Below are 17833 nucleotides of genomic sequence, written 5' to 3' on the forward strand. Positions count from 1 at the left end.
CGCCGTCACCAGACCGAGAGTTCCACTCCCGTCTCTGTGAAGGCGATGTCGCCGCGGAGATTCCAGGACTCGGTCCGATAGGTCGTGGTGCGGGTGACGCCGTCCTGCCCTGTGCCGGTGACGGTCGCGACCAACACGCCTTTCGCGGCGTCGAATCCGGTCGCGTTCAGCGTGAGCACGGGTGACGAGTCGACGCGATAACGGATGTCGCTGACCTCCCGGAACTCCGTGCCCCAGGGAATGCGGATGCCGCACCCGGACGGGATGACGTCCCCGCCCTCCGTGCATTGGGCGAGGTGCTCGTCCAATGCGGACTGCGCGGCCTCCGTCGCCGCCGGGAGGAGCGTCACGTCGAGTGCGGCCCGCACCGATTCTCCCGGGAGCACGATCGCGTCGGTCTCGCCGTCGAGCAACCCCCTCGGCGCGACCGTGATCGAGTAGACGGCGGGGAAGAGGGCGATCTCCTCGCCGAGTGCGAAGGTCGCGTCGCCGATAGCGACGAAGCCGCCCGCTGAGGCCTCGGCACGCACGCTGCCGAGACCGGACGCGTCCACTCTCCAGCGTCCACCGGTGTGCGACAGCGACAGCGACGCGGCGTGCTGCTCGCCGCCGAGCACGAACAAGACCTCAGCAGTCGCGGTGTCCCCGCTCTGGTCCACGGAGGTCAGCGCAACCTCCTGGATGCGTGCGTCCGCCGCCGCGAACGCGGTGAGGGCGGCCTTCGACGCCGCCGCGCTCACCGCGGTGAGTGCTTCGGCGTCGCCGGACTCGAGCGCGTGCAGGTAGGCGAGCGCCGTGTCCTCCGTCGATGCGGGCCGACTCGTGGAGTGCCAGATCCACAGACCCGCCCCGACGATCAGCACCAGCGCGACGGCGCCGGCGAGCAGCCACACCGCGCGGCGTGTCATCCGGAATGCTCCCTGGCATGAGTATGGCGGCGCACGGATGCCGCAGCGTCGCCGCGGAGGGCGCCGTGGATCGCATCGGCGGCGTCGCCCCAGCCCGATACGGAGACGTGCTCCAACCCCTGCCAGGTCGCTGCGAGGGCGATCTCGCAGGCGATCCGCTCCGCATCCTCCGGTTTCGCCTGCGGCTCCCACCAGGCCGACTGCACCTGAAGGGTCGATGCGGGACGGTCGGCCTTGAGGTCGACGCGGGCGACGATGCGGTCGCCGACGAGCACGGGGAGCGAGTAGTAGCCGTAGCGACGCTTCTCGGCCGGTACGTAGATCTCGATGCGGTAGTCGAGGTGGAAGGCGCGCAGCGCCCGGTCGCGGAACCAGACGACCGGGTCGAAAGGCGTGAGAACAGCTGCCGCGTCGACACGGCGGGGGAGGACGGCATCACGGTGGCGCCAGGCGGGCAGCGGACGTCCGCCACGCTCCCACCCGCGTACCTGCACGGGAAGCAGCTCGCCGGAATCGGTGAGGTCCGCGATCGCCTGAGTGACTGCTGCGCGATCGCGGATCCGGTAGTAGTCGGCCAGATCGGACTGCGTGGCGACACCGGAGGAGCGTGCTGCGCGGGCGACCAACGTGCGGATGGCCTCGCTTCGGGGAATCTCCTGCCGCCGGATGTGCTCCGGGATCACCTGCGCTGCGAGCGCGTACGTGCGCTCGAACCCCTTGCGCCCACTGATCGCCACATCACCCGTGCGCCACAGGTGCTCGAGCGCGAGCTTGACGTCATCCCAGTCCCACCAGGTGCCGCGTTCGCGCGGGGCATCGGCGCGGAGATCGGCGGGTCGGAGCGGTCCACGTGTGCGCAGCTCGTCCTGCACCCACTGCAGCGTGCGGGCGTTGCTGCTCGCCCAGGAGTCCTCGGCCGACCACCGGCGGCGGAAGTCGTCCATCCTGAACTGCCAGAGCGGCCAGTCCTCGATCGGGATGAAGGTGGCCTCGTGCGCCAGGTACTCCACATAGTGCGTCGTCCGCGACAGGAAGACCTTGTCGAGCAGCGCAGGATCGTAGGCTCCGAGCCGCGACAGCAGCGGGAGGTAGTGCGAGCGGGCGAACACATTCACCGAGTCGATCTGCAGCACTCCGATGCGGTCCATCACGCGATGGATGTGCGCGGCAGAGACCGACACCGGACGCGCGCGGGTGAACCCCTGAGCGGCCAGTGCCATCCGTCGCGCCTGAGCGGGGCTGAGAGTGTCTGTCACGCCGTCAGCGTATCGTCGGCCGACGACATCCGACTCGCGGCATCGTGCGCTCCCGTGATCGCCGTAGACTTGGGCGATGAGCGACGAGCAGCGGCCCAGGCTGAGGGATCTCTTCCGTCCGCGCCCGGTCACGACAGACCGCACGGTGACGACAGAAGCTGACGAGGCGGTGCCGCTCACTCTGCGTGTCGCCGCGGGTTACGCCTGGCGGCTGCTGCTGCTCGCCGCGGCGATCGGCGTGTTCATCTGGCTGGTCATGCTGCTCAAGCTGCTCGTGATCCCGCTGATGGTGGGAATCCTCATCACGGCTCTGCTGTGGCCGGCATTCGACTGGATGCTGCGCCACCGGTTCCCGCGGTGGCTGGCCATCCTCATCGCGTTGCTGGGAACCGCCGCCATCGTCGGTGGGCTGCTCTGGCTCGTCATCTGGCAGGTGCGCGTCGAGCTGCCCGATGTGCAGAAGAGGTCGGCAGAGGCCTTCGACCAGTTCCAGGTGTGGCTCCACGACGGACCGCTCAACCTGTCGGACACGCAGATCGCGAACTACCTCCAGCAGGGCCTCGACATGCTCAATGAGCAGGCGCAGGTGCTGTGGACGGGTGCGCTCGCGATCGGCACCACCGTCGGCCACGTCGCCACGGGCGCCGTGCTCTCCCTGTTCATCCTCATCTGCCTGCTCGCCGACGGCGCCGGCATCTGGCGCTGGACGCTCAAGCTGTTCCCGCGCAACGGACGTCAGGCTGTCGACGGTGCCGCACACAATGGCTGGAAGACCATCGTCAACTACGCGCGGACACAGCTCTTCGTCGCCACGATCGATGCCGTCGGCATCGGTCTCGGAGCCTTCCTGTTGCAGGTTCCACTGGCACTGCCCGTCGCAGTGCTGGTGTTCCTCGGTTCCTTCATCCCGATCGTCGGTGCCGTCGTCACCGGCGCCGTCGCCGTGTTCCTCGCCCTCGTCTACAACGGTCCCTGGATCGCGCTGTGGATGCTCCTCGTCGTGCTCGCAGTGCAGCAGCTCGAAGGACACATCCTGCAGCCGATCCTGATGGGATCCGCCGTGAAGGTCCATCCGCTGGCCGTCGTCCTCGTCGTCGCGGGTGGCGCCATGATCGCCGGCATCCCCGGTGCACTCTTCGCGGTGCCGTTGGCGGCGTTCGTCAACGTCGCCGCGGTGACCCTGAGCACCGGGTCGTGGCGCACCGGCGTCGACCCGAGCGGAGACCTGATCTGGAGCACAGTACCGCGTGAGCGGAGACGGAGGAATCAATGAGCGAAGTCCCCAGCCTGGCCGAGTTCGAGTATGCAGCTCAGAGTCTGGCTGAGGTGATCTCGCACACGCCGACGCTGCCGTCGCGAGCCCTCTCCGACATCCTCGGGGTTCCCGTCGTGCTGAAGATGGAGAATCTGCAGCGCACCGGGTCCTTCAAGATCCGCGGTGCCGCATACCGGCTGTCCCGCCTGAGCGCTGAGGAGCGCGCACGCGGCGTCGTGGCGGCGTCCGCCGGCAACCACGCGCAGGGTGTCGCACTCGCCGCCCAGGAGCTCGGTATCGCGGCCACGATCTTCATGCCGCTGGGTGTTCCGGTACCCAAGCTGCTCGCCACACGGGGCTACGGTGCCGACGTGGTGCTCGAGGGCGAGACGGTCGCCACGTCGCTCCGGCTCGCCGCCGAGTTCGCCGAGCGTACGGGCGCGGTGCTCATCCCACCATTCGACCACCGCGATGTGGTGATCGGCCAGGGCACGCTCGGCCTCGAACTGCTCGAGGACGCCCCCGACGTCGAGACGATCGTGCTCGGCATCGGCGGCGGAGGTCTCATCGCCGGCGTCGCTGCCGCGGTGAAGGCTCGCGCCGCGCAACTGGGCCGCACGGTCCGCATCATCGGTGTGCAGGCGGAGAATGCCGCTGCCGTGCCGCCGTCTCTCGCGGCCGGCCACCCCGTCGACATCGTCACGCGCCCGACCATCGCCGACGGCATCCTGGTCGCGCGCCCCGGCGCCATCCCCTTCGACATCATCAAGGACCACGTCGATGAGGTCGTCACCGTCTCTGACGATGATCTCGCCCGCGCCATCCTGGTGCTTCTCGAGCAGGCCAAGGTGGTCGTCGAACCCGCCGGCGCCGCCGCGGTCGCCGCGATCCTCGCCGGCAAGGTGCCCGCGACGGGCAAGACCCTGGCGGTGCTCTCCGGAGGCAACATCGACCCGCTCCTGCTGCAGCGGGTCGTCTCCCACGGGCTCGCGGCTTCCGGTCGCTACCTCACGATCCGCATCCCGCTTCCCGACCGTCCCGGACAGTTGGCGCGCGTGTCCGAGCTGATCGCACACGCCGGGGCCAACGTGATCGAGGCGATGCACACGCGTCACGGTCACGGTCTGCAGATCAGTGAGGTCATCCTCGAGCTCAGCGTCGAGACTCGCGGTCCTGAGCATTCCGAGCACACTCTCGACACGCTCCGCGCTGCCGGATTCGAGCCGATCCTCGTCCCGGATTGAGCGCCATCGCGCGACGGAACGCAGAGCGCCCCTCCTGCTACGGCAGAAGGGGCGCTCTCGTGTCTCGGGGACGGATCAGCCGGTGTACGTCTCGACGTTCACGATCTCGACCGCGATCGAGCGGCCGTTCGGCGCCTCGTACGACGACTTCTCGCCGACCTTGAGTCCGAGGATGGCCTGGCCGAGCGGGCTCGCCTCGCTGTAGACGTCGAGGTCGCTACCTGCGGCGATCTCGCGGCTGCCGAGCAGGAAGACCTCTTCGCCCCCGGCGACGATGGCGGTGACGACCGTACCGGGCTCGACGATGCCACGGCTGGCGGGAGCCTCGCCGACCTTCGCGGTCTTCAGCAGACCCTCGAGGGTGCGGATGCGGGCCTCCTGCTTGCCCTGTTCATCCTTCGCAGCGTGGTAGCCGCCGTTCTCCTTGAGGTCGCCTTCTTCGCGGGCGGCCTCGATGCGCTTGGCGATCTCGTCGCGACCGAAGGTCGACAGGTGCTCCAGCTCGGCGACGAGTCGGTCATACGCTTCCTGCGTGAGGAAGGGAACCTGAGCGTCGGTGGACATGACGAAGCTCCTTCTTTCGGTATCCCGGCGCGTACTGCGGGGGATATGCCAAGACGCCCCGGCACGGTGCCAGGGCGTCGTCTGTCTGCGATGAGTCTAAGCGACCCAACAGGTGTTCACCAAACCTGTGGTGGCCGCAGCAACGGTCGGAACAGTGGCGGACACCGCCGTCGAATGGCTCTCTCCTGCGGCGATGTCGACGAGCTTCCAGCCGACGACGCCGAACTCCTCGTCGAGGGCCTCGACGATGCAGATGACATCCTTGCCCTGCACCCCGGTCACCTGGAACCGGACCTCCACGGAGTGCTCGTCGACCAGATCGAAGCCCAGATCGTCGGCGTCCACGGAGGACATGGACTGCGTCACGGTCATCCAGCTGAACGCCCCGACCACGAGTGCGGCGATGACGATTCCCACGATCCAGGGTCCCCGACGCTTCCGCGTGCGGCCGTATCGGTCGTCGAGCTGTGCTGCTGTCGTCACGGGAGGGGTCTTCCGGTCGTTAGGCTGGTACTTCCAGGTTATGCGACCTGCGCACGAAAGGCAGACACATGCTCGCTCTGACCGAGACCCCGATGCCGACGCCCACCATGACGGTGGCGCCGGAGGCTGTCACTCCGGGCTTCGTGGGCTTCGCGGTGATCGTCATCATCGTGATCGCGGTCATCCTGCTGATCTGGGACATGAACCGCCGTATCCGCCGAGTGCGCTACCGCGAAGAGGTGCGCGAGGAGCTCGACGCAGAAGAAGCCGCACGTGCCGCCGACGAGGCCACCGAGACGGATGCCGACCTGCCGATCGTCCGCGAGGGCGACGAGGGCGACACCCGCACGTGAGGCGAGTGGGCGTGACGGTGAGAGCTCAGTGCATCGTCATGCCGCCGGTGACGTTGAGGCCCTGCCCCGTCATGTAGCCGGCGAGATCGCTTGCCAGGAACAGAGCGACTCCCGCGACGTCACTCGGCGTCCCCGTCCGTCCGAGCGGTACCTGGGAACGATCCTCTGCGGCGATCTCCTCGGCCGACATCCCCCGAATGGCACCCCCTTCGATGCGCTCGCGGTGCTTCATGGGCGTCTCGATGATCCCCGGGCAGATCGCGTTCACGAGGATGCCGTGCGGAGCCAGCTCGACCGCCATGCTCTTCGTCACCCCGAGCACGGCGTGCTTCGACGCCACGTATGCGGTCATTCCGCGATACCCGTTCTTACCGGCCTGCGAGGCGATGAAGATGATCCGCCCCTTCCGTCCGGCGGACACGAGGCGCTTCGCCACATGTTTGGCCACCAGGAACGAACCCTTCGCGTTGACGTCGAGGTTGCGATCCCACTGCTGCTCGGTGGTCTCGGTCGCGAACGCCAGCGTCGAGGTTCCGGCGGCCATCACGACGACGTCGACCGGCCCCACCTGCTCCTCGATCGCCTCCAGCGCGGTGTCGACGGCGTTCTCGTCCGACACGTCGAGATGCAGCGACCATTCCCGCTCCCGGCCCTCGCGCAGCCCTCCCTCCGGAGTGCTGAGGTCCGCTCCGACGACGGTCGACCCCGCTGCGAGGAAGGCATCGACGATGCCTGCGCCGATGCCGCTGGCCCCGCCCGTGACCAGGACCACTCGCCCGTGCAGCTCCTCGAACACGTCAGACGCCCACGCGGGAGAATGCATCCAGGCTGATCCCCTGAGCGAGGATCCGCTTCGACCATTCGCGAGCGCTGTGCAGGCTGTGGTCACGGTAGTTCCCGCAGCTGACCTCATCGACTCCGGGGACCTGTTCCCACGTGATGTCGGTGGCGATCGCGGTGAGGCTCTCGCGCACGGCATGTGCGACGTCTGCGACGGCGGGTTCGCCCCAGGTGATCAGATGGAACCCTGTTCTGCAGCCGAACGGGGAGATGTCGATCACGCCGTCCAGGTGGTCGCGCAGCAGGCTCGCCAGCAGATGCTCGATGGTGTGCAGGCCGGCAGTCGGGATCTCGCCCTCGTTGGGCTGCACGAAACGGACGTCGAAGTTGGAGATCGCATCGCCATGCGGACCCTGCTCCACCGCGATGAGGCGAATATAGGGCGCGAGGACCGCGGTGTGGTCGAGGGTGAAGCTTTCGACTTCTGCCATGGGATGTTCCTTTCAGGAGACGGTGGGGACGGAATGGTGAGCGAGCGCGACGCGGTCGAGTCGGGACTGACGGTCTTCGAGGGCGTGCATGGTGGCGATGAGCTCGGCGGCGGACGGCGACGGATCGAGGAGATGCACGCTCGAGTGCTCTCCTGTCGCGATCTCGGCGATCGTGCCGAGCGTTGCGGGGTCCTGTGCCGAGAGGCCGAGGTCCGCCAGCGAGCGGGGGAGGCCCAGAGCCGCGTACAGCTCGTTCATGCGGTCGATCTCCTCCCATCGGCGTTCATATGCGAGCTGCACAAGGATGCCATATGCGACCTTCACTCCGTGCAGGAGGTCGCGCGTCTGCACGAAGGCACTGAGCGCGTCACCGATCGGATGCGCGGCAGTGGCACTGCCGGCTTCGGCGCCGAGCGCCCCGACGAGGCCCGCGGTGATCACGCACGCTTCGGCGAGGATGGCCCACGCCTCGCTGCGGACGCCTCGGCGCATGTCGTCGACTGCCGCGATTCCGTGGCTGGAGACCAGCTCTCCGCAGCGTGCAGCGGCCAGTCCGCCGAACGCCGTCAACGTGTCTGCGGTGTCGGCCCGGTCGAATGCGGCGCGGGTCTCGACGTGCTTGGCGATGGTGTCCGCGATGCCGGAGACGAAGAGCGCGACGGGCGAGTCGAACACGATCCGCGGATCCAGCAGCAGTCCTCGAGTCGGTGTGTCCCAGATCTCATGGCCGAGGTGACGGTGCTCGTCGTCGTAGTAGACACTGACGGCGGACCACCCCGAGCAGGTGCTGACGAGCGTCGGAGCGAGGTACACGGGCAAGGCGAGCGGATGCCCGACCGCTTTGGCGGTGTCGAGCACCTTTCCGCCGCCGAGCCCCAGTACCGCGTCTGCGCCTCTGCTCGTGGCGAGATCCTGAAGGCGGGTGATCTCGGCGGGACTGCACTCGCTCGTGAATCCGGCGTCGATGATCTCGACGGCGCTCAGATCGGGGAGAAACGGTGCGGCGGCGCGAAGCGAGTGGGCGCCGTGCACCCACAGCACCCTGGTGATGCGGTCTCTGTGCAGGAGTCCCGGCAGTTCGTCGATCGCGCCGATGCCGGAGTGCACGATCGCGGGCCCCGGCCGCACGCGCGTCCGCGTCATCGCTGCGCCCCCTTCGCGACGGCGAGCCGCTCGACGAGCTCGTGGAGACGCTCCAGCGGATGCACGAGGCTGATGCGGATGAACCCCGCCCCACCGGCGCCGAAGCCGCTTCCCGGGGCGACGGCGACGCCGTGCTCGGCGAGCAGACGTTCCGCGAAGGCGACATCGTCGTCTCCGCGGAGCCCCACCCACACGAAGAAGGTCCCGGAGGGCGCGACCACATCCCACCCCTGGGCGCGGAGCGCATCCACGACGAGGTCGCGGCGGGCGAGGTATGTCGCCAGGAGGTCGTGTGCGACCTCCTGGTCCCCGGCGAGAGCCGCGGCCGCCGCATCCTGCGTCGCCCCGAAGATGGTGCTGAACGCGTGCGCCTGGTAGCTCCGCATCGCCGCGATGAGCGGGGCAGCGCCGGCAGCGAAGCCGATCCGCCATCCGGCCATGTTGTAGGTCTTGGAGAGCGTGGAGACCTCGACCGTCCTGCTCGTGTCGACCGTCAGCGCGGAGAGGGGGCGTGCGTCGTATCCGAGAGACGAATAGGCGAAGTCGTTGATGACGGCCGCCTCGAGTCGTGTGCTCTCCGCGACCGCATCGTCGAACGTCGAAACGGTGGCGACTGCTCCGGTGGGGTTGTGGGGGTAGTTGAGCAGGATCGCCGCAGCGTCGTCGAGATCGCGCAGCGTGGCGAAGTCCGGCTGGTACCCGCGTGCTCGATCCAGCGGGAGGGTGCGCAGCTCGGCGCCCGCGAGCTCTGCCGCTGTCGCGTAGGCGGGGTAGCCGGGATCAGGTACCACGAGCGTCCGTCCCTCGTCGACGAGCCCGAGAATCGCGGCCATCAGTGCCTCATGCGAGCCGTGGAACGCGGCGATCTGGGTGTCGGGATCGAGCACCACGCCGTGATCCTCCTGGTACCGCGCGGCGATCGCGTGCGAGAGCGCAGGCCGCACCCGGTACGCGGGGTATCCGTGGTTGACAGGATCAGCCACCGCGGCCTGCATCGTCGCGACGATGTGCGCCGGCGTCGGGAGATCGGGGTTGCCCTTGGACACGTCGATGACGTCCAGGCCCGCCGCGCGCGCCTGCGCGACGGCGCGGTCGAGAGCACCGAAGAAGTTCGGCGGGAGGTTCTCGACCCGTGCCGCAGCGCGCAGCGCCGTCATCGACGTCGCAGCTTCCGGGCGAGGCGGGTGCCGAACAGCTGGATGAGCTGCACGATGACGACGAGCGTCACCACGGTGACGAGCATCGTCACCCCATCGAACCGCTGATAGCCGTAGGAGATGGCGAGGTCGCCGATGCCCCCGGCTCCCACTGTTCCGGCCATGGCGGTCGCATCCAGAAGGCCGATCGTCGCGGTCGTGAGCGCGAGCACGAGAGATCCCCGTGCCTCGGGCAGGAGGAACCGTACGAAGATCTGCACGGGGGTCGCTCCCATCGACTTCGCGGCTTCCACGATGCCCTCGGGAACCTCCAGGAGGGAGTTCTCGACGAGCCGGCCGATGTAAGGCGCGACCATGAGGATGAGCGGAACCAGTGCCCCGTTCACTCCGATGGAGGTGCCGACGATCAGCCGGGTGAACGGGAGGATCGCGACGAGCAGGATGATGAACGGGAGTGACCGCACGACGTTGATGAACGCATTGAGCACGAAGGAGATCACCGCATTGGGCAGCACCCCAGCGGGTCGGGTCACGACCACGGCGATGCCGAGCAGGATGCCGAGGAGCGACCCGAAGAAGAGGGAGATCCCCAGCATGTAGAGCGTCTCGCCGAGCGCTTCGAGGAAGAGCTCGGGAGTGAGCAGAGTGTCGATCACAGGATGACCTCCTCGACGCTGACGATCCGGTCGGTCAAGTAGCTGAACGCGGCCTTCCGTTGGCTGTCATCGCCTTCGACCTGGACGACCATGTGGCCGACCGTGCGGTCCTGGATATCGGTCATGTCGGCGTGCAGGATGTTGACGCGCAGGCCGAAGTCGGAGATGAGAGCGCCGACGATCGGACTCGTCACCTCCTCGTCGATGAACCTCAGCCGCCACAGGGGGTGCCCGCCGACGGCACGACGCACCCGCTCCGGAAGCTCGTGCGGGATGACGGTTCCGACGAATGCCTGCGCGATGGCCGTCTGCGGTCGCACGAAGACGTCCATCACCGTGCCCTGCTCGACGATGCGCCCGCCCTCCATCACCGCGACGGAGTGACAGAGGTTCTTGATCACGTCCATCTCGTGCGTGACGACGAGGATCGTCGTTCCGTACTCTCGGTTCACCCTTCTGAGCAGGTCGATGATCTGGAGAGTCGTCGAAGGATCCAGGGCGCTCGTCGCCTCGTCGCACAGCAGCACCGCAGGATTGCGGATGATGGCGCGTGCGATGCCGACGCGCTGCTTCTGTCCGCCGGAGAGCTGGCCCGGGTACGCGCCGAGCCGCGAACCCAGCCCCACGAATTCCAGCGCCTCCGTGGCGCGCTCACGGGACTCGCGCCGTCCGATGCCGTCGAGTCTCAGGGGCAGCGCCACGTTGTCCAGGACCGTGACCGTGTCCAGCAGCTGGAACTGCTGGAAGATCATGGCGGTGTGCTTGCGTGCCGCTCGCAGCTCCGCCGTCGACAGCGAGGCGAGATCGACGCCGTCCACCTGGACGATCCCGGACGTCGGTGCCTCCAGGGCGTTGACCATTCTGATCAGGGTGCTCTTGCCTGCGCCGCTGTGCCCGATGACGCCGAAGATGTCCCCGCGGCGAACGGCGACGGTGACATCGTCGAGGGCGGTGAGCTGTTCACCGCCGCGACCGTACCGACGGGTCACACCCTCCAGCCGGACGGCTGTCGTCGTCAGATCGGACGCCGCGGCGCCGAGTCCCTGACTCGACGCCGTCATCAGCGCTCCAGGGCGGCCGGGAGGTGGTAGCCGTCGTACTGCTCGTTCGATGCGATGTAGTCGGCGAAGGCGTCTGATTCGTACGCCGCCTCGATCGCCTTCGCCCACTCGCTGTCGAGGTTCTTCTCATCGACGGCGACGACGACGGAGAATTCGTCCGTCAGATCCTCGAGCTGCAGCGCGTCGGTGAGCTTCAGCCCTCCGGACACGACGAAGTTGCCCTGGATCACGCTGTAGTCGACGTCCGCGAGAGCAGGGACCTGCTGCGCGTTCTCCATCTCCACGAATGCGAGATCGTGCGGGTTGTCGACGACGTCGGCCAACGAGGTCGTGGCCGGGTCGATGTCGTCGGAGAGGGTCACCCAGCCGACGGACTCGAGCACCTTGAGTGCACGGTACTCGTTCGCAGGCTGGTTCGGCACGGCGACGGTTGACCCCTTCTCGACCTCGTCCAGGGTGGACTTCTTTCCGCCGAACAGCGCCATCGGCGGACCCGGCACCTGGACGAGCGCCGCGTTGGAGAGGCCCTCCTGCTGGTTGATCGCCTCGAGATAGACAGGGTGCTGCATGATGTTCGCGTCGATCTCTCCGTCGCTGAGCGCGACATTGACGATGACGCCGTCGGTGAAGTCCTTGGTCTCCACCGTGTAGCCCTCCTCTTCGAGGATCGGTTCGATGCCCGCGGTGAACATCTCGAGGTAGGGCCCGGGGGTGAAGCCGATCGTGATCGTCTTCTTGGCTGACGCGCTCGAGCCGTCGTCCGCGGAGGTCGACGGCGCTGACGAGCAGCCGGACGCGAGGACGGCGACGAGGGCGGTGGATGCGGACAGGGCGATGACGCGACTGATTCGACGCATGAGGACACTCCGGAGAACGAGGATGGGCGGGTTTCTCGAACCTAACGGCCGAGAGAACCTCCTCCGTCATCCTGTTACGAACCGTGTCGAAACGATCCGCTCCGATGGGGCCCGGAGTCCTCAGCCCCTCAGAGGGGAACGCCCAGCGAGGGGGAGAGCGGCGCGAGCGCGATGAGCAGGCATGCGGTCCAGTGGCAGAGGAATGCCAGGACCGTGCAGACGTGGAAGATCTCGTGGAAGCCGAATCGGCCCGGCCACGGGTTGGGCTTCTTGAGCGCGTAGATGATGGCGCCGCCGGTGTAGAGCAGCCCGCCGACGATCACGAGGATCATCATGGCGACGTTGGCCGCGAACAGGTCGGCCATGAACATCACTGCCGCCCATCCCATGAGCAGATAGAGGGCCACGTAGAGCCAGCGGGGCGCGTGGATCCAGAAGACGCGGAACAGGATGCCGACGACGGTGCCACCCCACACGAGACTCAGCAGCAGCGTGCCCTTCTCCGGAGGGAGCGCCAGCGTGGCGAGCGGCGTGTAGGTTCCCGCGATCAGCAGGAAGATGTTGGCGTGGTCGATCCGCTTCAGGATCAGCTTGACACGGGGCTTCCAGTCGAAGCGGTGGTACAGAGCGGAGTTGCCGAACAGGAGCAGCGAGCTCGCCATGAAGACGGCGGCCGACCACTTCGCCGCACCGCCCTGGGCGACGATGATCAGCACGATACCGGCGACGATGGCAACCGGGAAGGTGCCGGCGTGGATCCAACCGCGCCACGTCGGGCGGATCTCGGCCACCGCTTCATCGACGGCGGCAGCGTCGAGGAGGGGTAGCTGAGGAAGATCTTCGCCGGTGGATTCGGGAGTGCTCACAGCCTCACTCTAGGCGCGCCCGCATGCCGGTGGCCGTACATATCCTCAGCTTCCTGGCGGCGAGCACGGTAGCGTAGGGAGGTGATTTCACGCGAGAGCCAGGGGCGAGGGCCGCTGTATCGGCTCTACAGCAATCGGCTGCGCCGCCAGCTGGATTCCGCCTCGGTACCGCACCACGTCGCCATGATGATCGACGGCAACAGGCGGTGGGCCCGACAGCTCGGCTACACCACCCCGGCAGAGGGGCATCGGGCCGGTGCGCTCAAGATGCACGAGTTCCTCGGATGGTGCGATGAGCTCGGCGTGCGCGTGGTCTCGCTGTATCTGCTCTCGAGTGACAACCTGCGCAAACGTGACTCCGCAGAGCTTGCCGACCTGATCGAGATCATCGCCGAGCTCGCCGAGGCACTGTCCCGAGAGGGCAACTGGCGTGTCCAGCACGTGGGGCGCGCCGACATCCTTCCGCCCGAGTTGGCGCGCGTCCTCGCCGACGCGGAGCAGCGAACCAAGGGACACACCGGACTCCACGTCAACCTGGCCGTCGGCTACGGCGGGCGCAACGAGATCGTCGACGCCGTGCGCAGCATCATCGTCGCGCACGAGGCATCGGGCGGCACGCTGGAGGATCTGGCGGCGCATCTCACACCGGAGATGATCGGGGAGCACCTGTACACCGGCGGACAGCCCGATCCCGATCTCGTCATCCGCACGAGCGGCGAGCAGCGGCTCAGCGACTTCCTGCTCTGGCAGAGCGCCCACAGCGAGTTCTACTTCGTCGAGGCTCTCGGCCCGGACCTGCGCCAGGTCGATTTCCTGCGGGCGATCAGAGACTACGCGGACCGGGATCGGCGCTTCGGGCGCTGAGCAGGCGCGGGCGGGCCAGTGGCGGCGTCGGCGACGTGTCACAATGACGCGGTGAGCGCTTTCGACGACTACCTCGGCACTTTCGACAGTGAACCGGGCTACCTGAACTGGGCGGCGTTCGGGCCGCTGTCGCCCTCGGTGCGCGAGGAGATCTTCGCGGACGCCGACCTGCTCGGCAGCGGGCGACCGTCGTCGCTCGCGCTGGTCGCAGAGCGCTTGGGCCAGGCCCAGGAGATCGTCGCCGAACTCCTGGGCGCCGACGCCGCAGATGTCACGCTGCAGCCGTCATCCACTCAGGGGCTCGCACACGCGCTGTATGGGATGACGGGCACGGTGGTCGCCTCCAGTGCGGAGTTCCCCAGCGTCAGTCTGACCCTGGAGCGGGCGGGCGCCGCGTCGCATGGCGCACTGGTGCCTCGCTGGATCACGCCCGATGACGGCCGGGTCACCGCCGACGCCGTCGCAGAGGCACTGGATGACGACGTCACGGCGCTCGCGGTGAGCCATGTCGACTTCCGCACCGGGTTCCGCTCCGATCTCGATGCGCTGCGTGAGCTCATCGGCCCCGATCGACTGCTCATCGTCGATGCGGTGCAGTCGTTCGGGATGATCGACGTCGACTACTCCGTCGCCGACGTGGTCGTCGGGCACGGCTACAAGTGGCTGCGCGCCGGGCGGGGCACGGCCTTCGCCTGGTTCTCGCCTCGGGCCAGAGAGCGGATCACCCCGGTGTTGAGTGGCATCACCGGAACGGTGGGCTCCGGCCTCGCCGTCGACGAGCGTCCGGGACCTGCGGCTGACGCGCGCGCGTACACCGTGAGCGGGCCGGACACTCTTGCCGCCGGACGACTTGCGATCGGCGCGCGTGATGTGCGCGACGCCGGTGTCGGGGCGATCGAGAACAGGCTCGCCGAACAGGTCGATCTGGTGCTGGAGATCGCCGATCGGCACGGGATCACGGTCAGCTCGCCCCGTGAGCGTGATCGGCGGGCCGGGATCGTGGCGCTGACGCCGCAGGAGCCTGCACGGTTGGCCGCCGCACTCGCCAACGCGGGCGTCGTGGTCACCGCGCGGGGAGCATCCGTGCGTCTCGCACCGCACGCCGGCACGGACCAGGCCACCATCGCGCTTCTCGATGAGGCACTGGCGGCATTCGGCAACGAGACGTTCATCAGCGCGTAACGAATCACTGGCGTGTCTACGCACGGTTATGTCGGTGAGTGGTCGTACCTTCTAGGCATCGGGCAAGGAGCCCGGTCGGGTCGGCCTTCAGGTTAGCGACTCGTGGCCCCTGGTCGACTCTTTCGAATAGCCGGGAATTCTCCCGGGTCGGGAGTGGGTCGTGACCTCACGTACAGCGCAGCAGTCCACCAGCACCGCGCAGCAGTCCACCCGTCAGACGACGGCCAGGCGAGCAGCCTCCGCAGACCCTGACCAGGACCTGCGGACGTATGTCCTCGATACGTCCGTCCTGTTGAGCGATCCGCAGGCGTTCTTCCGTTTCGCCGAGCATTCCGTCGTGCTCCCGGTCGTCGTGATCTCGGAGCTCGAGGGCAAGCGCCACGATCCGGAGATCGGCTACTTCGCGCGGCAGGCGTTGCGGCACCTCGACGACCTGCGCATCGAGCACGGCAGACTGGACTTCCCGGTCGAGGTCGGAGAAGGCGGCACGCTGCGCGTCGAGCTCGCGAACACGGACTCCTCGGTCCTCCCCGCCGGCATCCGGCTCAGCGACAACGACACGCGCATCCTCTCGGTCGCGATGCACCTCGCCCAGGACGGTCAGGACGTCACGATCGTCTCGAAGGACCTGCCCATGCGTGTGAAGGCGGCCTCGCTCGGTCTGCGGGCGGAGGAGTACCTCGCCGAGCAGGCGGTGGACTCCGGCTGGACCGGGATCACCACTCTCGACCTCTCCGGCGACGAGATCAGCGACCTCTACGAGAGCGAGGTCGGGCTCAGCGAGGATGCGCGCGGCCTGCCGATCAACACCGGGCTCATCATCCATTCGGAGCGCGGCTCGGCACTCGGACGTGTGACGGGAGACGGCGAGTACCGCCTGGTGCGCGGTGACCGCGACATCTTCGGGATGCACGGCCGTTCCGCCGAACAGCGGATCGCCATCGACCTGCTCCTCGACCAGGAGGTCGGGATCGTGTCGCTCGGCGGTCGCGCCGGCACCGGCAAGTCGGCGCTGGCACTGTGCGCCGGGCTGGAAGCGGTGTTGGAGCGGCAACAGCAGAAGAAGATCATCGTGTTCCGCCCACTCTTCGCTGTGGGCGGTCAGGAGCTCGGCTATCTCCCCGGCGATCAGGGCGAGAAGATGGGGCCGTGGGGACAGGCGGTGTTCGACACTCTGGGCTCGGTGGTCTCCGGGAACGTCGTCGAGGAGGTCATCGAACGAGGCCTGCTCGAGGTGCTCCCGCTGACGCACATCCGCGGACGTTCTCTCCACGACGCCTTCGTGATCGTTGACGAGGCGCAGTCGCTGGAGCGCAACGTGCTCCTGACGGTCCTGAGCCGCATGGGGCAGAACTCCCGTGTGATCCTCACGCATGACGTCGGCCAGCGCGACAACCTGCGCGTCGGCCGTCATGACGGCATCGCCAGCGTGATCGAGACCCTCAAGGGACACGATCTGTTCGGACATGTGACGCTGATGCGCTCGGAGCGCTCGGCGATCGCGGCCCTCGTCACCGAGCTGCTGGAGGGCGGAGAGCTCAGCTGACGTCGGAGAGCGGAACAGCGGATGCCGTGCACTCGGCATCCGCTGTTCTGTGCCGGGGCGCTGCGTGCACGACGCACGCACAGATGCACGGTGGATTGGAGCATGTGATCGTGCATCCGTGCCCCGAGCGTGCATCCGTGCCCTGGCCGTGCAGGAGAGGTCGGCTCAGACGCGGCTGCGAAGGCGCGCGAGGGCGGCGATGACTGCCGCCTGGACCGAGGGCCAGTCATGGACGACCGGGCATAGTCGAAATGCAGGGTCTCGTAGCCGAGAGCGGATGCCGCGGCATCCCGTACCAGGTCCTTGTGGCGGTTCGATGGTCCGTCGTGGTTGTCCTTGCCGTCCGCTTCGAGGATGAGCAGTCCTCCCACCACGAAGTCGACGCGTCCGACACCATCGATGCGCACCTGGCAGTCCAGACGGATGCCGAGGATGTGCTGCCGAAGTCGCAGCAGCGATTCCAAACCGCTCTGCGCGTCTCCGCGGGCGAGGTCGACGAGCCAGCGAGCGCTCGCAGGCACACGCGTGCGGATATACGCGCGAGCCGCACGAGAGAGCAAGCCCTTGTTCCACGAGGATTCGAAGGCAGCGAAAAAGGCCTCCTCTCCTCCACAGTTGTGGAGATGCACGAGCGCTGTGGCGACGTCGACGGCGCCGAAACGAGTCTTGCCCCGGAAGTTGTGCGCGATGCATGTGCATCCGGGGTGCGGATGCCTGCGGCCGTTCTCGCCGAGCCAGACATGCAATCCGCCATCGTCCAGCGTCCAGATGCCGTGTCGCCGCAGCGCCGATCCGCAGGTCAGGGCGCCACCGTGCGCGGCTGCGGTGCGGACCTCGGCATCCGCTCGTGGCACGGCGAAGACACCGGCGCGAACGCGTTCGATGCGCTGGGACCGAACGTCGCCGGCGAGGCGTTTGCGAGCTATGCCGTGACGCTGTAGCTGAGTTCCCCGGGCGACGCCTCCGAGGCGCGTGATGACGGTGGCAGGATCGAGCATGCAGTCGACTCTGGCGTATCCGCGCCTCAGGTCTCGGGAACTGGTGAGATCTTCGCGGCATCAGATCCTGTGGACGAGAAGTCTCCCGGAACAGAGGCACGCCTCGGGCGCATATGCACGGGCCGAATCGATGATTCGATCGTGCAGATGCGCCCGAGGCGTGCAAATG

Annotated in this window: 19 protein-coding genes; 7 read left to right on the plus strand and 12 right to left on the minus strand. The window is 67.7% G+C overall.

Features of this window, described 5'->3' with window-relative positions; genetic code table 11:
• Positions 1 to 5: 5 nt before the first annotated feature.
• Complete coding sequence (locus tag MRBLWO12_RS02745; protein WP_363552456.1) at positions 6 to 908, minus strand: hypothetical protein; 903 nt, start codon at positions 906 to 908, stop codon at positions 6 to 8.
• A complete protein-coding gene (locus MRBLWO12_RS02750) occupies positions 905 to 2164 on the minus strand; it encodes a winged helix-turn-helix domain-containing protein (protein WP_363552458.1) in 1260 nt (419 codons plus the stop codon). The genes MRBLWO12_RS02745 and MRBLWO12_RS02750 overlap by 4 nt, the downstream gene beginning before the upstream one ends.
• Before the next feature lie 76 nt (positions 2165 to 2240).
• Between MRBLWO12_RS02750 and MRBLWO12_RS02755 the strand changes: the two genes are divergently transcribed.
• Positions 2241 to 3437, plus strand: coding sequence for an AI-2E family transporter (locus tag MRBLWO12_RS02755; RefSeq protein WP_363552460.1), 1197 nt, complete (start codon positions 2241 to 2243; stop codon positions 3435 to 3437).
• On the plus strand, positions 3434 to 4663 hold the full coding sequence (gene ilvA, locus MRBLWO12_RS02760) for a threonine ammonia-lyase (RefSeq protein WP_363552462.1): 1230 nt from the start codon (positions 3434 to 3436) through the stop codon (positions 4661 to 4663). Before MRBLWO12_RS02755 ends, ilvA begins: the two co-directional genes overlap by 4 nt.
• Positions 4664 to 4738: 75 nt before the next feature.
• Here the strand turns inward: ilvA and greA are convergent, their stop codons facing one another.
• Both greA and MRBLWO12_RS02770 read right to left on the minus strand, forming a co-directional pair.
• Positions 4739 to 5227, minus strand: coding sequence for a transcription elongation factor GreA (gene greA, locus MRBLWO12_RS02765; RefSeq protein ID WP_363552464.1), 489 nt, complete (start codon positions 5225 to 5227; stop codon positions 4739 to 4741).
• 96 nt (positions 5228 to 5323) lie between these two features.
• Positions 5324 to 5710 (minus strand): DUF4307 domain-containing protein, encoded by a 387-nt coding sequence (locus tag MRBLWO12_RS02770; protein WP_363552466.1) that lies wholly within the window; start codon positions 5708 to 5710, stop codon positions 5324 to 5326.
• Positions 5711 to 5778: 68 nt separating this feature from the next.
• On the opposite strand from MRBLWO12_RS02770, the gene MRBLWO12_RS02775 reads away from it, so the two are divergent.
• On the plus strand, positions 5779 to 6063 hold the full coding sequence (locus tag MRBLWO12_RS02775; RefSeq protein ID WP_363552468.1) for a hypothetical protein: 285 nt from the start codon (positions 5779 to 5781) through the stop codon (positions 6061 to 6063).
• 25 nt (positions 6064 to 6088) lie between these two features.
• On the opposite strand, the gene MRBLWO12_RS02780 is transcribed toward MRBLWO12_RS02775, so the two are convergent.
• From MRBLWO12_RS02780 to trhA, 8 genes are all read right to left on the minus strand, one after another.
• A complete protein-coding gene (locus MRBLWO12_RS02780) occupies positions 6089 to 6886 on the minus strand; it encodes an SDR family NAD(P)-dependent oxidoreductase (protein ID WP_363552470.1) in 798 nt (265 codons plus the stop codon).
• Positions 6861 to 7334: an S-ribosylhomocysteine lyase gene (locus tag MRBLWO12_RS02785; protein WP_363552472.1), complete on the minus strand. Its 474-nt coding sequence runs from the start codon at positions 7332 to 7334 to the stop codon at positions 6861 to 6863. The genes MRBLWO12_RS02780 and MRBLWO12_RS02785 overlap by 26 nt, the downstream gene beginning before the upstream one ends.
• A gap of 12 nt (positions 7335 to 7346) precedes the next feature.
• A complete protein-coding gene (locus tag MRBLWO12_RS02790; protein ID WP_363552474.1) occupies positions 7347 to 8477 on the minus strand; it encodes an iron-containing alcohol dehydrogenase family protein in 1131 nt (376 codons plus the stop codon).
• Complete coding sequence (locus MRBLWO12_RS02795; protein WP_363552476.1) at positions 8474 to 9634, minus strand: aminotransferase class I/II-fold pyridoxal phosphate-dependent enzyme; 1161 nt, start codon at positions 9632 to 9634, stop codon at positions 8474 to 8476. Before MRBLWO12_RS02795 ends, MRBLWO12_RS02790 begins: the two co-directional genes overlap by 4 nt.
• Positions 9631 to 10290, minus strand: a complete 660-nt coding sequence (locus tag MRBLWO12_RS02800) for a methionine ABC transporter permease (protein WP_363552478.1) — start codon at positions 10288 to 10290, stop codon at positions 9631 to 9633. Before MRBLWO12_RS02800 ends, MRBLWO12_RS02795 begins: the two co-directional genes overlap by 4 nt.
• On the minus strand, positions 10287 to 11351 hold the full coding sequence (locus MRBLWO12_RS02805; protein ID WP_363552480.1) for a methionine ABC transporter ATP-binding protein: 1065 nt from the start codon (positions 11349 to 11351) through the stop codon (positions 10287 to 10289). Before MRBLWO12_RS02805 ends, MRBLWO12_RS02800 begins: the two co-directional genes overlap by 4 nt.
• Positions 11351 to 12208, minus strand: coding sequence for a MetQ/NlpA family ABC transporter substrate-binding protein (locus tag MRBLWO12_RS02810; protein WP_363552482.1), 858 nt, complete (start codon positions 12206 to 12208; stop codon positions 11351 to 11353). The genes MRBLWO12_RS02805 and MRBLWO12_RS02810 overlap by 1 nt, the downstream gene beginning before the upstream one ends.
• A 128-nt stretch (positions 12209 to 12336) precedes the next feature.
• A complete protein-coding gene (trhA, locus tag MRBLWO12_RS02815) occupies positions 12337 to 13074 on the minus strand; it encodes a PAQR family membrane homeostasis protein TrhA (RefSeq protein WP_363552484.1) in 738 nt (245 codons plus the stop codon).
• 84 nt (positions 13075 to 13158) lie between these two features.
• Between trhA and MRBLWO12_RS02820 the strand changes: the two genes are divergently transcribed.
• From MRBLWO12_RS02820 to MRBLWO12_RS02835, 4 genes are all read left to right on the plus strand, one after another.
• Positions 13159 to 13938, plus strand: coding sequence for an isoprenyl transferase (locus tag MRBLWO12_RS02820; RefSeq protein WP_363558504.1), 780 nt, complete (start codon positions 13159 to 13161; stop codon positions 13936 to 13938).
• A 51-nt stretch (positions 13939 to 13989) separates the two neighbouring features.
• On the plus strand, positions 13990 to 15120 hold the full coding sequence (locus MRBLWO12_RS02825; protein ID WP_363552486.1) for an aminotransferase class V-fold PLP-dependent enzyme: 1131 nt from the start codon (positions 13990 to 13992) through the stop codon (positions 15118 to 15120).
• A 160-nt stretch (positions 15121 to 15280) separates the two neighbouring features.
• Positions 15281 to 16666: a PhoH family protein gene (locus tag MRBLWO12_RS02830; RefSeq protein ID WP_414685436.1), complete on the plus strand. Its 1386-nt coding sequence runs from the start codon at positions 15281 to 15283 to the stop codon at positions 16664 to 16666.
• Positions 16667 to 16992: 326 nt separating this feature from the next.
• Positions 16993 to 17607: a hypothetical protein gene (locus MRBLWO12_RS02835; protein ID WP_363552488.1), complete on the plus strand. Its 615-nt coding sequence runs from the start codon at positions 16993 to 16995 to the stop codon at positions 17605 to 17607.
• The last annotated feature ends 226 nt before the right edge of the window (positions 17608 to 17833 follow it).

Source organism: Microbacterium sp. LWO12-1.2, from assembly GCF_040675875.1.
GTDB lineage: Bacteria > Actinomycetota > Actinomycetes > Actinomycetales > Microbacteriaceae > Microbacterium.

What these genes read in the sequence shown, in the direction of transcription:
- MRBLWO12_RS02745 (WP_363552456.1), bottom strand. Translation starts at nt 908, where the DNA reads ATGACACGCCGCGCGGTGTGGCTGCTCGCCGGCGCCGTCGCGCTGGTG.
- greA (WP_363552464.1), bottom strand. Translation starts at nt 5,227, where the DNA reads ATGTCCACCGACGCTCAGGTTCCCTTCCTCACGCAGGAAGCGTATGAC.
- MRBLWO12_RS02785 (WP_363552472.1), bottom strand. Translation starts at nt 7,334, where the DNA reads ATGGCAGAAGTCGAAAGCTTCACCCTCGACCACACCGCGGTCCTCGCG.
- MRBLWO12_RS02805 (WP_363552480.1), bottom strand. Translation starts at nt 11,351, where the DNA reads ATGACGGCGTCGAGTCAGGGACTCGGCGCCGCGGCGTCCGATCTGACG.
- MRBLWO12_RS02790 (WP_363552474.1), bottom strand. Translation starts at nt 8,477, where the DNA reads ATGACGCGGACGCGCGTGCGGCCGGGGCCCGCGATCGTGCACTCCGGC.
- MRBLWO12_RS02775 (WP_363552468.1), top strand. Translation starts at nt 5,779, where the DNA reads ATGCTCGCTCTGACCGAGACCCCGATGCCGACGCCCACCATGACGGTG.
- MRBLWO12_RS02755 (WP_363552460.1), top strand. Translation starts at nt 2,241, where the DNA reads ATGAGCGACGAGCAGCGGCCCAGGCTGAGGGATCTCTTCCGTCCGCGC.
- MRBLWO12_RS02780 (WP_363552470.1), bottom strand. Translation starts at nt 6,886, where the DNA reads ATGCATTCTCCCGCGTGGGCGTCTGACGTGTTCGAGGAGCTGCACGGG.
- MRBLWO12_RS02795 (WP_363552476.1), bottom strand. Translation starts at nt 9,634, where the DNA reads ATGACGGCGCTGCGCGCTGCGGCACGGGTCGAGAACCTCCCGCCGAAC.
- ilvA (WP_363552462.1), top strand. Translation starts at nt 3,434, where the DNA reads ATGAGCGAAGTCCCCAGCCTGGCCGAGTTCGAGTATGCAGCTCAGAGT.
- MRBLWO12_RS02810 (WP_363552482.1), bottom strand. Translation starts at nt 12,208, where the DNA reads ATGCGTCGAATCAGTCGCGTCATCGCCCTGTCCGCATCCACCGCCCTC.